12 protein-coding genes are annotated in these 13,769 nt (G+C 75.9%); 7 read left to right on the forward strand and 5 right to left on the reverse strand.

Translation table 11 applies throughout. The features are described from left to right. Nucleotides 1–65: 65 nt before the first annotated feature. Nucleotides 66–749 carry an SDR family oxidoreductase gene (locus GJV82_RS03420; protein ID WP_155098247.1) on the forward strand — a complete coding sequence of 228 codons (684 nt, stop codon included), beginning with the start codon at nt 66–68 and terminating at the stop codon, nt 747–749. A gap of 3 nt (nt 750–752) precedes the next feature. On the opposite strand, the gene GJV82_RS03425 is transcribed toward GJV82_RS03420, so the two are convergent. Beyond that, on the reverse strand, nt 753–1,997 hold the full coding sequence (locus tag GJV82_RS03425) for a hypothetical protein (protein ID WP_155098248.1): 1,245 nt from the start codon (nt 1,995–1,997) through the stop codon (nt 753–755). 214 nt (nt 1,998–2,211) lie between these two features. Further along, nucleotides 2,212–3,978, reverse strand: a complete 1,767-nt coding sequence (locus GJV82_RS03430) for a M20/M25/M40 family metallo-hydrolase (RefSeq protein WP_318657232.1) — start codon at nt 3,976–3,978, stop codon at nt 2,212–2,214. A gap of 184 nt (nt 3,979–4,162) precedes the next feature. On the opposite strand from GJV82_RS03430, the gene GJV82_RS03435 reads away from it, so the two are divergent. From GJV82_RS03435 to GJV82_RS19350, 5 genes are all read left to right on the forward strand, one after another. Further along, on the forward strand, nt 4,163–5,491 hold the full coding sequence (locus GJV82_RS03435; protein ID WP_155098249.1) for an exonuclease domain-containing protein: 1,329 nt from the start codon (nt 4,163–4,165) through the stop codon (nt 5,489–5,491). Beyond that, on the forward strand, nt 5,488–6,471 hold the full coding sequence (locus GJV82_RS03440) for a hypothetical protein (protein WP_155098250.1): 984 nt from the start codon (nt 5,488–5,490) through the stop codon (nt 6,469–6,471). The genes GJV82_RS03435 and GJV82_RS03440 overlap by 4 nt, the downstream gene beginning before the upstream one ends. 117 nt (nt 6,472–6,588) lie before the next feature. Then, nucleotides 6,589–7,125 carry an Hsp20/alpha crystallin family protein gene (locus GJV82_RS03445; protein WP_155098251.1) on the forward strand — a complete coding sequence of 179 codons (537 nt, stop codon included), beginning with the start codon at nt 6,589–6,591 and terminating at the stop codon, nt 7,123–7,125. 186 nt (nt 7,126–7,311) lie between these two features. Next, a complete protein-coding gene (locus GJV82_RS19345; RefSeq protein ID WP_196217174.1) occupies nt 7,312–7,896 on the forward strand; it encodes a hypothetical protein in 585 nt (194 codons plus the stop codon). Next, nucleotides 7,893–9,032, forward strand: a complete 1,140-nt coding sequence (locus GJV82_RS19350) for an OmpA family protein (protein WP_196217175.1) — start codon at nt 7,893–7,895, stop codon at nt 9,030–9,032. Before GJV82_RS19345 ends, GJV82_RS19350 begins: the two co-directional genes overlap by 4 nt. Nucleotides 9,033–9,073: 41 nt before the next feature. Here GJV82_RS19350 and GJV82_RS03455 read toward each other — a convergent pair whose 3' ends face one another. After that, nucleotides 9,074–9,568, reverse strand: a complete 495-nt coding sequence (locus tag GJV82_RS03455) for a heme-degrading domain-containing protein (protein WP_024841464.1) — start codon at nt 9,566–9,568, stop codon at nt 9,074–9,076. Nucleotides 9,569–9,593: 25 nt separating this feature from the next. Here GJV82_RS03455 and GJV82_RS03460 point away from each other — a divergent pair, with 25 nt between their 5' ends. Next, complete coding sequence (locus GJV82_RS03460) at nt 9,594–10,967, forward strand: ADP-ribosylglycohydrolase family protein (protein WP_318657233.1); 1,374 nt, start codon at nt 9,594–9,596, stop codon at nt 10,965–10,967. A 40-nt stretch (nt 10,968–11,007) separates the two neighbouring features. Here the strand turns inward: GJV82_RS03460 and GJV82_RS03465 are convergent, their stop codons facing one another. Together GJV82_RS03465 and GJV82_RS03470 are read right to left on the reverse strand one after the other, a co-directional pair. Then, nucleotides 11,008–13,158, reverse strand: a complete 2,151-nt coding sequence (locus tag GJV82_RS03465; protein ID WP_155098253.1) for a purple acid phosphatase family protein — start codon at nt 13,156–13,158, stop codon at nt 11,008–11,010. Between the two features lie 270 nt (nt 13,159–13,428). Then, on the reverse strand, nt 13,429–13,764 hold the full coding sequence (locus GJV82_RS03470; RefSeq protein WP_155098254.1) for a nuclear transport factor 2 family protein: 336 nt from the start codon (nt 13,762–13,764) through the stop codon (nt 13,429–13,431). Between the last annotated feature and the right edge of the window lie 5 nt (nt 13,765–13,769).

Consider the following 13,769-nt stretch of genomic DNA (forward strand, 5'->3'; position numbering starts at 1 on the left):
GGCGGCACGGGCCGCGACGGCGCACGGTGGGAACCTCACCGCGCCCGCAGACAGGAGCACGCCGCATGAAGATCGCCCTCGTCGGAGCCCACGGGAAGGTGGGGCGCCTGCTCGTCCCGATCCTCGTCGGCCACGGCGCGTCCGTGTCCGGGATCGTCCGCGCCGACGAGCAGCTCCCCCTCGTCCGCCGCCTCGGGGGCGAGCCCCTCCTCCTCGACGTCGAGCACGCCGAGACCGAGGAGATCACCGCCGCGCTCGACGGCTTCGACGCCGTCGTGTGGTCCGCCGGTGCCGGGGGCGGGGACCGCGACCGCACGTACGCCGTGGACCGCGACGCCGCCGGACGGTCGATGGACGCCGCCGCCGCGGCCGGCGTCGGCCGGTACGTCATGGTGTCGTGGATCGGGTCGGTGCCGGACCACGGCGTCGACCCCGACTCGAGCTTCTTCGCCTACGCGGACGCGAAGCTCGCGGCCGACGACCACCTCCGGGGCACCGGCCTCGACTGGACCGTGCTCGGCCCGGGCACGCTCACCGACGACGACCCGACGGGCGCGATCCGCGTCGTGGGCGACGGGCCCGACGGCCTCGACGGCGCGGAGGACGTGCCGAGCGGCGCGGCGTCCCGGGTCTCGCGCGCGGACGTCGCGATGGTCGTCGCCCAGACGCTGCGCACGCCCGCGACGGTCGGCCGCTTCATCCGGTTCACGGGCGGCGACACCCCGATCCTCGAGGCGCTCGAGCGCTGACGCTCACCGCCGCCGGACGCGGCGGTCCACGCGCTCGCGCAGGTCGAGCGCGGTGCGCCGCCACGTCGCGGCGCGCGCGACGACCGACCCGACGCTCGTGTCCTCGGCGCGCACGTGCACCACGTCGACCCCGCGCTCCTCTGCCGTGCGCACGACGACGTCCGTGGCGCCGCGCAGCGCGAGCTGCAGGAGTACCGACGTCGCGCTCGCCTGCGCCTCGCCGGTGCCGAACCGCCGGCGGTACACGACGTGCGTGACGACCCGGTCGAACATCGGGTCCTTGCGACCGGTCCCGCCGTCGTCGGCGCCGAGCAGGGCGTGGGCGTCGGCGAGGACGTCGGTGCCGTCGTCGTCCGGCGGCATGACGGCGAGGTAGAGGGACAGCAGGAGCTCGCTGATCCGGCGCAGCACCCACGCCCGGCCCGGAACCGGAGGCAGAGCGACGACGAGCTCGGCGAGGTTCGCCTCGAGGGCCTCCGCCGACAGGCACGTCCACGCGGGCGCGGTGCGGACCTCGACCACGCGCTCCCAGTCCACGTCCTTGCCGTCGAGGCCCACACGCCGGGGGCCGATCGTCAGGGCACCGAACCGGTCGAGGAGCGCGAGCGGCGCGGTCGCGAACCGCGGCACGAACGGCACGAGGCGCACGACGCCCTGCACCGAGACGTCCCACTCTCGCTCGAGCGGGTACGACGGCCGCGGGTACGCGTCGATCGCGCGCCGGACCCACTCCGTGACGAGATCGTCCGGGTCGTCGCCGCTCTCCTCGTCCCCGGCGCGCTCTCCGTCCCCGTCCGACGCACGGTCCTCGGCGAGCGCGCCGCCCCCGGGCTCGGCCCCGTCGGGCGCGTCGTCGACGTCCTCGTCCGCGAGCGCCTCGACGAGAGCGTCCTCCAGCGCCGCGTCGAGACCGGCGTCCACACCGGTGGCGTCCACACCCGAGACGTCCACCCCGGGGACGTCCACGGCCGGGGCGTCCGGCGCGGGGGCGGTGTCCTCCTCCCCGGACGAGGGGGGCGCGGCGTCGGGCGCAGCGGCGTCGCGGCGTGACCAGCGGCCGGGCAGGGACACCGAGGGACGCGGGAGGGACGGGCGCGGGACGGACGGGAGCGAGGGGACGCGCGGCAGGCGGCGCTCCCCGAGCAGCCGCGCGAGCGCGCCGCGCCCGTCGCCCGTCGTCAGCCCGGGGACGTCCGGGCCGTCGCCCGGCTCGTCGTCGGTCGTCGTGAGGAACGGTTCCTTCGCCACGGCACCCCTTCGCCTCGCGGCACCCGGCGCGGTGCCGCGGGTCAGCGTAGACCGGCGACCCGCCCGTGGGCAGGGCGTGGGCACGACGCGGGCACGGCGCGGGCACGGCGCGGGCACGGCGTGGGCACCGCGGGGCACGACGCGGGCACCGCGGGCACGGCGCGGGGCCGCCCTCGGGTGGAGGACGGCCCCGGCCGGTGGTGCTGTGGTCGGGTCAGCCGCAGTCGATCGCCTCGTACGCGGCGTCGTACGTCTGGGAGTGGTTCTCCCCGCCGCCCGCGAGCCGTGCGACGACGCTCACCGTGCCGGCGTCGAGCGACGACGACCGGGCGTTGAACGACTGGTACGCGTTGGCGTCGGGCGCGACCTGCCCGAACGCGCGCTGGCCGAACGGCGTGACGAGCCGCAGCGCCACGGCCTCGTCCTCCCCGTTGGTGGCGCGGACCGCGACGTACGCCGTCCCGGCGAGGCACCGGGACTCCGCGACGATCCCGTCGACGCGCGGGTTGCCCACGCCGTTGATCGCGAACGTGTCGACCGACAGCGACGCGACCGCGTGGCCGATGGCGCGCGACATGATGTCGAGCGCGGTGGCGTCGACGTTGTCGATCGTGTCGGCCGGCGAGTGGTAGTTCGGGTCGTAGAAGATGCCCTCGGTGCCGCCGAACAGCGCGACCTCCTCGGCCGTCTTCGACCCGTCCGCCCCGGTGAACAGGCCGGACGCGGGGATGCCGTTCTCGATGAACGCCTGGTAGTCGGAGCGGCCCGAGAACTCGGTGTCGACCCAGGCCTGGTCGATGCCGTCGAAGTAGTCGGTGAAGACGGCCTCGGTCTCGGCCGAGCCCGGCGGGACCTCGACGGGCGCCGGGTACGTCGACTCGTTCGCGTCGTACACGCCGATGATGTAGTTCGGCGAGCCGACCATGTCGAAGTTGAGGTAGGTCGCGATGTCGTCGAGCGCCGCGGGGTCGTTCTCGACGAGGTCGGCCACGTAGTGCGTCGAGCCCCGCAGCCCGACCTCCTCCGCGCCCCACCACGCGAACCGGACCGCGTTCTCGACGTCCTGACCGCCGTCGGTCGCGGCGGCGAGCTGGACCGCGACCTCGAGGATCGCGGCGGAGCCGGAGCCGTTGTCGTTGATCCCCGGCCCGTCCTCGACGCCGTCGAGGTGCGCGCCGACCATGACGACGTTGTGGTCGCGTCCGCCCGGCGTCTGGGCGATGACGTTGAACGTCTCGAACTCCTCGACGTGCGTCTGCAGGTCGTAGGTCGCGACGGCGTCCGCGCCGCCGGCGATCGCGTCGAGGATCGCCTGGCCGGCGGCCTGCGTGATGCCGACCGTCGGCACCCACTCGTCGCTCTCGGCGCCGAGCGTCGGGTTGAGCGCGCCGTCGGCGTTGTTGTACAGGATGACGGCGGCCGCGCCGGCCTGGGCGGCGTACAGCGCCTTGTCCGCGAACGGGCACGTGCCGCGGCTGATGAGCGCGACGGCGCCCTCGACCGCGACGCCGTCCCACGTGTCGGCGGTGCAGCCCTGGACGAGGTCGTCGGCGGGCTGCACGATCGGGCCCGTGACGCCGTCGTCCGGGGTGTCGGGCGCGTACTCGGCCGGGTAGACGTCCGACGTCACCTCGACGCCGGCGGCGGTGAGGGACAGCTCGTCGACGACGAGGTCGTCGAACGTGAAGTACTGGCGTTCGGGCTCGTAGCCCGCGGCCCGCAGGGTGTCCTCGACGTAGACGGCGCTCGCCTCGTAGCCCGGGGTCTGCATGGCGCGGTTGCCGCCGTTGGCGTCCGCGATGTCCTGGAAGTCCTGGAGCCGGTCCATGACCGCGTCGCCGGTGACGAGGTCCTCGAGAGGCGGCGGCTCGGCGGCGGCGCGGAAGCCGCCGGCGGGGGAGGCCCCCACGGGTGCTGCGGTCAGTGCCGCGAGCACGAGGCTCGCGGCTGCTGCGGACGGGACGATCGTTCGTGGTCTCACGCATCCTCCTCGACAGTGGCCCCCGCCGACCGGCCCCGGTCGTGTCGGGGTCCGGCCGAGTCGCACACGAGACGCGACGCTGCGGAGGCTCGTGTGCACGCGAGCGTAGGCCCACGGCGCGGCACGCGAAACCCCCCGGGGCCGTTCGGTGACCGACGTGGGCGGCGTCGGGCAGACTGTGCGCGTGCCCGGATTCGCCGTCGTCGACCTCGAGACCACCGGGTTCTCCCCGCGGCTCGGCGACCGCGTCGCCGAGGTCGCGGTCGTCCTGGTCGACGACGCGGGCCGGGTCGAGGACGAGTGGTGCACCCTGGTCAACCCGGAGCGCGACCTGGGCCCGCAGCACGTGCACGGCATCGCGGCGGCCGACGTCGCGCTCGCGCCGACGTTCGACCTCGTCGCGCCCGCGCTCCTGCACCTGCTCGCCGGGCGCGTGCTCGTGGCGCACAACGCGGCGTTCGACACGCGGTTCCTTCGCGCCGAGATCGGGCGGGCGGGGATCGCCGCGGCGATCGACCCCGTCGCGTGCCTGTGCACGCAGCAGCTCGCGGGCCGCTACCTCACGGGCTCGCGCGCGCTCGCCGCGTGCTGCGCGGCCGTCGGCGTCGTGCACGACGGCGTCCACTCGGCCCTGGGCGACGCGCGCGCCACCGCGGGACTGCTCGGGTACTACCTCGACGTCGCGGCCGACGACGAGTGCTGGGGCGTCGCGCGTGCCGCCGCGGACGGCGTGCGCTGGGCGCTGCCGCCCGTGCCGTCGGACGTGGAGCCGGTGCTGCGCGGCGCGAGCCGCGCGCGCGGGCACTGGCTCGCCGCGCTCGACGAGGCACCGACCCACCCCGCCGGGGCGGGGGCGACCGCGGGCTCGGACGCGGCGGAGACGTACCTGCGCCTGCTCGACGCGGCGCTGCTCGATCGCTACGTCTCGCACACCGAGCGCGCGGCGCTGCTCGCCGAGGCCCGACGCGCCGGGCTCGACCGCGCGGCCGTCGAGGCCCTGCACCGCGACTACCTCGCCGCCGTGGCCCGGGCCGAGCTCGACGCGCTCGGCGGGACGACCGCCGCGGGCGCGCGCGACGACGGCGCCACGCTGCGCGACGACCCCGCGCTGCACGAGGTCGCGGGTCAGCTCGGGCTCGACGCCGACGACGTCGCCGGCGCGGTCGAGGCCGCGCTGGGCGACCGCCTCGCGGACGACGTGCGGGTCGGGCCGCGTCCGGCGTTCACGCTCGCCCCGGGCGACGAGGTCGTGCTCACCGGCTCGATGACGCGCACGCGCGAGGCGTGGGAGGCCGACGCGCGGGCCGCGGGCCTGTCCCCGTGGCCCTACGTCACGCGCCGCACCCGGCTCCTCGTCGCGGCGGACCCCGACTCGCTCTCGACGAAGGCCCGCACCGCCCGCCGCTACGGCATCCCCGTCGTCACCGAGGCGGCGTTCGCCGGGCTGCTCGCCGCCGGGACGGGCGGGACCGGGCGCACGACCGACGCCGGGGTGCGACGCTGGGCGTCATGAGCGCGCGCGGCAGCCGGGGCTCCGGCACGGACGAGGCGATCGACGTCGACGCGCTCGTCGACGAGCTCTTCGCGCTGCCGCTCGAGCGGTTCGTCGTCGCGCGAACGGCCGCGTCGAAGCGGATCAAGGCGTCGGGCGACGCGGTGGGTGCCGAGCGGGTCGGGCGCCTCGCGAAGCCGACCGTCGCGGCGTGGGTCGTCAACCAGGTCGCGCGCGAGCGGGCCGAGGACGTGGAGGCGCTCGTGCGCCTCGGCGACGAGCTGCGCGACGCGACGGAGGACCGCGACCGCACACGGATCCGCACGCTGGACCGGCTGCGGCGCGAGCGGGTCGAGCGGGTCGTGGGCGAGCTGCGCGACGCCGGCGAGGTCGCGGGACGCTCGGTGTCCGCGGCGGCGCTCGACCGGGTCGCCGAGACGCTCACTGCCGCCGTCATGGACGCCGACGCGGGCGCGCTCGTGCGTGCGGGGCGCCTCTCGCAGGCGCTGCAGCACGTCGGGTTCGGCATCGTCGACGAGGGCGGCGAGCCGGCCGACGTCGTCGAGCTGCGGGCACGCACCGGTGCGGCGGACGCCGCGGCGACGAGCGAGCCCAAGGGCGGCGGTCGCCGCGGGAAGAGGTCCTCCGGCGGGGACTCGGCGGACGACGACGCGGTCGAGGACGCCGTCGCGGCGGCGGAGCGCGAGGTCGAGGAGAGCGCGGCGGAGGTCGACCGCCTGGAGGCCGAGCGCGACGACGCCGACGCGCGCGTGCGCGAGGCGGGCGACGCGGTCGGGCAGGTGGAGGACGAGCTGGGGCGCGTCGAGGACGAGCTCGCCCGGCTCGCCGACGAGCGCGACACGCTGCGCGCACGGCTGGCCGAGGCCCGCGACGCCGAGAGCGCGGCGCGCGAGGCGCTGGACGCCGTCGACGAGCGCCTCGACGCGGCCGAGGAGCGCGCCGCGGCGGCGCGCAAGGCCCGCCGCGCGGCGCGGCGCTGACCCGTCGGGGCGGGCGGGTTTCGTCGTCCGCGAACCCGGGACTGAGCGGGGTCCGCTCAGGGTTGGACCGGTCAGGACGCCGCGGGCAGCCGCGGCACGACAGACCTGGAGGACACCATGATCAGCACCTACACCGTGGCTCCGTTCCGCCCGCTGCCCACCGAGCGGGTCGTGCGCCAGCTGTGGACGCGCCCCGCCGGCGCTCCCGTCGCGCGGACCGGCTTCGCCCCCGCCGCCGACGTCTACCGCGACGGCGAGGACCTCGTCGCCCGCTTCGACCTGCCGGGCGTCGACCCCGAGCGCGACGTGACCGTCGAGCTCGAGGGACGCCGCCTCGTCGTGCGCGGTGAGCGCCGCGACCAGCGGGTCGTCGACGCACCCGCGGCCGAGGCCGTGACCGACGGCGAGGCCGAGGGCGACGGCGAGGCTGAGGGCGAGCAGCCCGAGGCTCGCGAGGAGCAGGCGGCCGCCCCCGCCGGGCGGCGCGTCCGCGAGGTGCGGTTCGGCGAGTTCCGCCGGACCGTCACCCTCCCGACGGCCGCGGACGCCGACGCCGTCCGCGCGACGTACGACGCGGGCGTGCTCACCGTGACCGTCGCCGGCGTGTTCGCCGGGCGCACCCCGCGGCGCATCGAGGTCACGCGCGCGGCCTGACGCCGCACCGCCGGCGCGACGCGCGACGTCGCGCCGGCCCACCGACCCGGTCGGTCACGCCCCTGCCCGACCGCACGACGGGGCCGGCACCTCACGGTGCCGGCCCCGTCGTGCGTCCGCGCATGGGGACCGCTCCCCACCCGCGCGGCGGTCCGCGCGTCGGCCGGTCGGATAGCCTCTCGTGCTATGACGAGCCTCCGGCGTCCGCGCTCGCCCCTCTCCCCGTCCCGCCGCTCCCCCCTCGCGGGGCGCGCCCTCGTCGTCGCGCTCGGCGCCGCGTCGGCGCTCGCGCTCGCCGGCTGCACCGGCGACGCCGAGGAGGGCCCGACGCCCGTCGCGGTCGGCGCGGCCGAGTACCAGCCGATCCTCGAGACGCGCCAGCCCGTGCCCGGCTCCGCGGAGGACGAGGTGACGATCGGCCTCGTCTCCCTCACCGCCGACGGCTCGACGGTCGAGCTCCGCGTGCTCCTCACACCCCACTTCGCGGGCGACGACCCGACCGAGTCGTACTCCGTCTACGACATGTTCGGCCGGGACCACGACCCGCGGATCGTCGACGTCGGCACGCTCACCGAGTACAAGATCGTGTCCAGCTCGGGCACGACGCTCTCGACGGACCCCCACGAGGCCGAGACCGTCAACGGCCGCCCGGTGCTCTACCAGGCGTGGTTCCCGCGACCCGAGGGCGAGCCCGCGACGGTCGACGTGCGGCTCAACGACTCGTGGCCCGCGCTCGAGGACGTGCCCGTGACGTGGGAGTCCGAGGAATGAGGCGCGCCCGCCGCACGCGCGCCCTCGCCGCGGGCCTCGGCGCGGTCGTCGCCGCGTCGCTGCTCTCCGCCACCGCCGCCGCCGCGGACGAGGAGGCTCCGGAGGGGTTCGTGCCCGGCGTCGACCCGCTGACGCTCGACGACCTCGGCGGCCAGCCGAGCCGCGAGGACCTCGACCGCGCGACGACGCGCCTCGACCCGGGCGTCGCGACGACGTTCGAGCTCGCCGGCGCGGTGACGTCGCTCGAGTACGTCGAGGTCGAGGAGGACGAGGTCGTCGTCACGCTCGAGACCGACGTGCTGTTCGACGTGAGCTCCGCCGACCTGTCGCAGGCGGCGGTCGAGCGCGTGCAGGAGATCGCCGAGGAGCTGCCCGACGGCGTCACCGCGACCGTCGCGGGCCACACGGACTCCGTGGGCGAGGAGGCCGACAACCTCGACCTCTCCCAGCGCCGCGCCCAGGCCGTCGCCGACGCCGCGGCCGCCGTGCGCCCCGACGTCACGTTCGACGCGCAGGGCTACGGCGAGTCGCAGCTCAAGGTCGCCGAGTCCGGCGACGACGTCGCCGAGGACCGCGCCCAGAACCGCCGCGTCGAGCTCCGCTACTCCGGCACGACGCCGGGCGAGCGCAGCATCGAGGTCGAGGAGCACGACGTCGACCCCGTCACCGCAGAATTCGTGCCCGGCGACCGGCCGCGCGTCGAGCCTGTCGAGGACGTCGAGCCCGCCGTCGAGAAGACCGTCCTCGTGCCGAACGCCGACGGCCGCGAGGAGGAGGTCCGGGTCGGGGTCGAGCCGATCGTCGTGCGCGGGTCCGTCATGCGCCTGCGCGTCCAGCTCACGCCGCTCGGTCCCGTGGACGGCGACGAGGACCGCATCCGGGTCTACGACATGACGGGCCGCGGCGAGCTGCACCCGTCCGCCGTCGACCCGTACACCCTCGTGTCGTACTCCCCCGTGCGCGGCAGCGGCGCGGCGAAGCTCCACACCGACCCGGTCTCCGCGCAGACGAGCGTCGGCGGCACCGTGCGCTACGAGGTGTACCTGCCGCGCCCCGTCGAGCCCGTGGCGTCCCTCTACGTCAACGTCGCGCCCACGTGGCCGACCTTCGAGGACGTGCCGGTCGTCGGGGACTGACGGCACGCGTCGCCGCCCCCGGGTCGCACCACGGGAACGCGTCAGGACGCGGTCGCCTCGCCGCGGAACGACCGCAGGGCCTCGGTGACGAGTGCGTGGTCGTCGCCCTGCGCGAGGCCGGAGACGGTGACGACGCCGACGATCCCGACGCCGTCGACCCGGACGGGGAACGCCCCGCCGTGCGCGGCGTACTCCTGCAGCGGGAGCTGGTGCTTGTCGTTGAACGTCGTGCCCTGCGCGCGGGCGCGCAGGCCCACGAGGTACGACGACGCCCCGAAGCGCTCGACGACGCGCACCTTGCGCTGGACCCACGAGTCGTTGTCCGCCGTCGTGCCCTCGCGCGCGGCGTGGAACACCTGCTGCGGGCCCTTGCGGACGTCGATCGTCACGGGCAGGTCGCGCTCGTCGGCGAGCTCGACGAGCAGGCAGCCGAGCCGCCACGCGTCGTCGTGCGTGAAGGTGCGCAGCACGAGGTCGCGCTCGTCCGCCTCGACGGAGGCGATGAGGGCGGCGAGGTCGTCGGGCGTCGTGGTCATGGCGCCATCGTGGCACGATCGCCGCGTGACGACGTCTCCCCGGCAGGCTCCCGCGCCGCCCGACCCGCTCGACCACCACCTGCTCGACCGCGCGTCGGGCGTGCTGCTCGCCCAGGCCGCGGGCGACGCGCTCGGTGTCCCGTACGAGTTCGCGCAGCCGCCCGGTCCCGGGCGGCGGGACGAGGTCGCGGTGATGCGCGGGGGCGGGTTGGGCCCGTACGAGCCGGGCGAGTGGAGCGACGACACGCAGATGTCGGTGTGCGTCGCGCGCGTCACGGCCGCGCACGACGTCCTGTCCGACGTCCCCGACGCGTTCGGCGCCACCCCGCTCGACGCCGTGGGCGCGGGCTTCGAGGCGTGGCGCACGGGTGGCGCGTCGGACGTCGGGACGCAGACGGCGGCCGTCCTGCGCGACGCCGCCGGCCGGCGCGGACCGGCGGCGACCCGCCTGCGCGAGGCGTCGGCGGCCCTGCACGCGGCGACCGGGCGCACGGCCGGGAACGGCGCGCTCATGCGCACGGGCGTCGTCGGTCTCGTCGCGCTCGACGACCGGGTCGCGACGGCGCGCGCGGCCCGGTCGGTCGCGAGCCTCACGCACACCGACCCGCTCGCTGCCGAGTCGTGCGTGCTGTGGTCGGAGGCGGTGCGTGTCGCGGTCGTGGCGCAGCGGCTCGACGTCCGCGCGGGGCTCGACCTGCTGGAACCCGACGCGGCGGCTCGCTGGTCGGGGTGGATCGCGGACGCGGAGGCGCCGCAGCCCGCGGCCGACCTGGGGCAGAACGGCTTCACCGTGACCGCGCTCCAGGCGGCGTGGCGCGCGATCGCGACGACCTCGGCGCCCGAGGGGTCGAGGTCCGCCGGCCGCGACCACCTCGTCGCCGCACTGCAGGCGGCCGTGGCCGTGGGCGGCGACACCGACACCGTCGCGGCGATCGCCGGCGCGCTGCTCGGCGCGCGGTACGGGGCGCGCGCCGTGCCGCCGGAGTGGTCCGCCGCCGCCCACGGCTGGCCCGGGATCGCGCGGCGCGAGCTCACCGCGCTCGCGCGCCGCACCGCCCAGGGCGGGCTCGTGCGCGCGGGCGGGCTCGTCCTGCCCGACGGCGACCCGCGGCCCGCGCAGCACTGCCCCGTGTGCGGGACGCTCCTGCGCGAGAACCCGCGCTACCCGCGGCACGTGTGCACGTGGTGCGCGCTCGACGTCACCGACGCGGACGGGCGCGCGGTCTCGCTCTCGAACGCGAGCCTCCTCGGCGGGTACACCGCCCACCACGCCGACGACGGATCGCCCGCCTCGCCCGACGTCCTCGCCGGGCGCGTGTGGATCGGCGGCGTCGAGCACCGGGCCCAGGAGGCCCGCTTCGGCGGGGTCGTCGTCCAGCCGCTCGACGACCCCGCCTGAGCCCGCAGCGTCCTCACGCCGCGAGCCCGGAGGCGCAGCCTCAGCCGCAGGCGACCGCCGGGTAGGCGACGTCCCGCACGGAGGAGGTCCCGTCGTCGGGCACGGTGCCCGTCACGGAGACCGACCCGGCGTCGACCGCGGCCGACCGCGTCGAGAACGACTGGTAGGCGGCCTTGCCCGGCGCGACCGTCGCGACCGTCCGCGTGCCGAACGGCGTCGCGAGCACGACGTCGGCCGGGACGTCGCCGGTGTTCGTCGCGCGGACCGCGACGTACGCGGTGCCGGCGAGGCAGCGCGTGCTCGTCTCGACATCGAGCGCGGGGCCCGCGGCGGCCTCGCGCTGCAGCGTCACCCGGTCGACGACGCGCTGCGACCCGGTCGTGTAGGTCGTGACGGTCAGCGACGTGGGCGTCACGTCGAGGTCGGAGTAGCTCGCCTCGCGCGACTGCTCCCAGCGCGCCGTCCACGGCTTGGCGCCGTCGAAGTCGTAGAACTTGGAGCCCGACGACGAGTTGCCGGTGAGGTAGAGCACCTGGTCCTCGTCGGGGGTGAGCACGTCGCCCTCGGCCGGTGCCTCGTCCGGCACGACGGGCGTCGCGCCCTCCATGAGGTACGAGCGCGTGTAGATGTGGTCGTGCCCCGCGAGGACGAGGTCGACCCCGAGCTCGCTGAAGACCGGCGACAGGGCCTCGCGCATCCGGACCACGTCGGTGTCGCGCGAGTGGAACGCCTGGCTGTAGAGCGAGTGGTGGAACGTCACGACGACCCAGTCGTACGCGTCACCGCGGGTGCCGATCACGTCGCGCAGGAACGCCTCGTGGCCGGCGATCTCGGCAGGGTCGGAGTCGTTGGAGTCGATCGCGACGACGAGCACGTTGTTGTAGGAGTACCAGTAGTCGCGGCGCTGCTCGGGCGAGAGGTTCGGCATCGCGTAGTGCTGGTCGTAGAGCGCGGACGCCGTGTCGTGGTTGCCGTCCTGGACGGCGAAGCGCAGCTCGCGCATCTGGCGCGGCGCGAGGAACCCGGTGTACTGGGCGGCGTTGCCGGCGCTGTCCACCTGGTCGCCCGCGGAGATGAGGAACGCCGTGTCCGGGTGCCGCGCGGTCATCGTGTCGAGGTTCGCAGCCCAGCGCGCGGCGTCGTTCGCGGCGTTGCCGCTCGCGCCGATCTGCGCGTCGCCGACGAAGAGTGCGCTGAACTCGTCGCCGAACGTGCCCGTGGTGAACGTCGTCGGCGCCGACCAGCCGGTCGCGGCGCTGCCCACGCGGTACACGTAGTCCGAGTCCTCCTCGAGACCGGTGATCGTCGCGTGGTGGTAGGTCGCCCCGTCGGCCGCGGTGCCGTTCCGGGACGACGACGTCGCGGCCGTCCGCCAGTCGACCTCGCCGCCCGCCTCGTCGGCGCGGGCCCACTGCACCTCGCCCGCGCCCGGCAGCGTCGAGAACCACGCGACGTTCGCCTGCGTCTCGTCCGCGCCGACGTTGAGGGCGACGTCCCGCACCTCGCCGGGCGTCGGCACGAGCGACCGCACGTCGAGGTAGATGTCCGAGCTCGTCGGCGCGTCCTGGTAGAGCGCGACGGAGATCGTGTTCTCGCCGGGCGTGAACGCGTCGGCCGGGACGACGAACGTGCCCGTCACCGGGTCCGTGCGGCCGTTGCCGTGGTACTGGAGGTTCTCCGTGATCTCGCGCCCGTCGTCGCCCAGGCGCACGACCTCCTCGCCGTTCACGTAGACGATCGCGGCGTCGTCATAGACGATCTCGCCCTCGAACGCGGGCACGCCGTCGAGGTCTGCCGCGGTGAGCTCCACGTCGGTGCGGAAGAAGAACGTGGGGACGTCCGTCGTCGTGCCCTCGATGTACTGGGTGAGGAGCGTGGTGATCGGGAACGCGGCGCCGATCCCCGTCGCGGCGCCGCGCTTGGCACCGAACGCGCCCGTCGCGGTCTTCCACGCGGAGTCGTCGAACGCCGTGGTCGTCCACGCGCGCTGGTTCGGGTCGGCGCCCGCCGGGTTCGTGTTGTCGTCGAGGTAGCGCCAGGTCGTGCCGGACGTCGAGAGCAGGGACTCGTCGGCGGCGGCCGTCGGGGTCGCGGTCGCGGCGACGAGCGCCGTGCCGACGAGCGAGACGGCGAGCGCGGACGCCGCGGCGCGCGCGAGCGCGCCGGGACGTCGGGAGGCGTGCGGTTTCATGGGTTCCTTCGCAGGTCGGGGGTCCGCGCCGCGACGACCGTCGGACCACCGTGGCTGCGCCGGACCCGTGGTGAGAAGCGCTGTCACCGTAGGGATCCGGGGTGACGTCCCACCGACGGTCCGGTGAACGCGAGGCGGCGCCCGGATGACCGTCCCGGAGGCGCCCCGGAACGCGACCGCGCAGCGCCCGGAGGTGGCCTCACCGCCGTGGTCCCACCACCCCCGGCGCCGTCGCCCGGACCGCGCCTCCCACGCGGGCCGGACGTGCGCTCAGGAGATGACGAGGCTCGCGATCAGGCCGTCGCGCAGAAGGATCGTGAACGTCGCCGGGCCGTTGTAGCCGTCCCCGGAGACGGTCAGGTCCAGCAGCACCTCGTCGGGCGTCGAGCCGTCGCGCAGGCCCGTCACCTCGAAGCGCGCGCGCTTGCCGATGTTGTCCGTGCGGTCCCAGCTCGCGAGCTCGTCGTGCCCGCGGAACTGCCGGCCCCAGTCGTCGAGGAAGCCGTCGTCCGTGAACGCGGTGAGGAAGCGCGCGGAGTCGCCGGCGTTGGTCGCGTCGACGAGCGTGCGCACGGCGGGCGGGAGGTCGGGCGTCGTGTCGGTCATGACCT

The organism is Cellulosimicrobium composti (assembly GCF_009711085.1).
Lineage (GTDB): Bacteria > Actinomycetota > Actinomycetes > Actinomycetales > Cellulomonadaceae > Cellulosimicrobium > Cellulosimicrobium composti.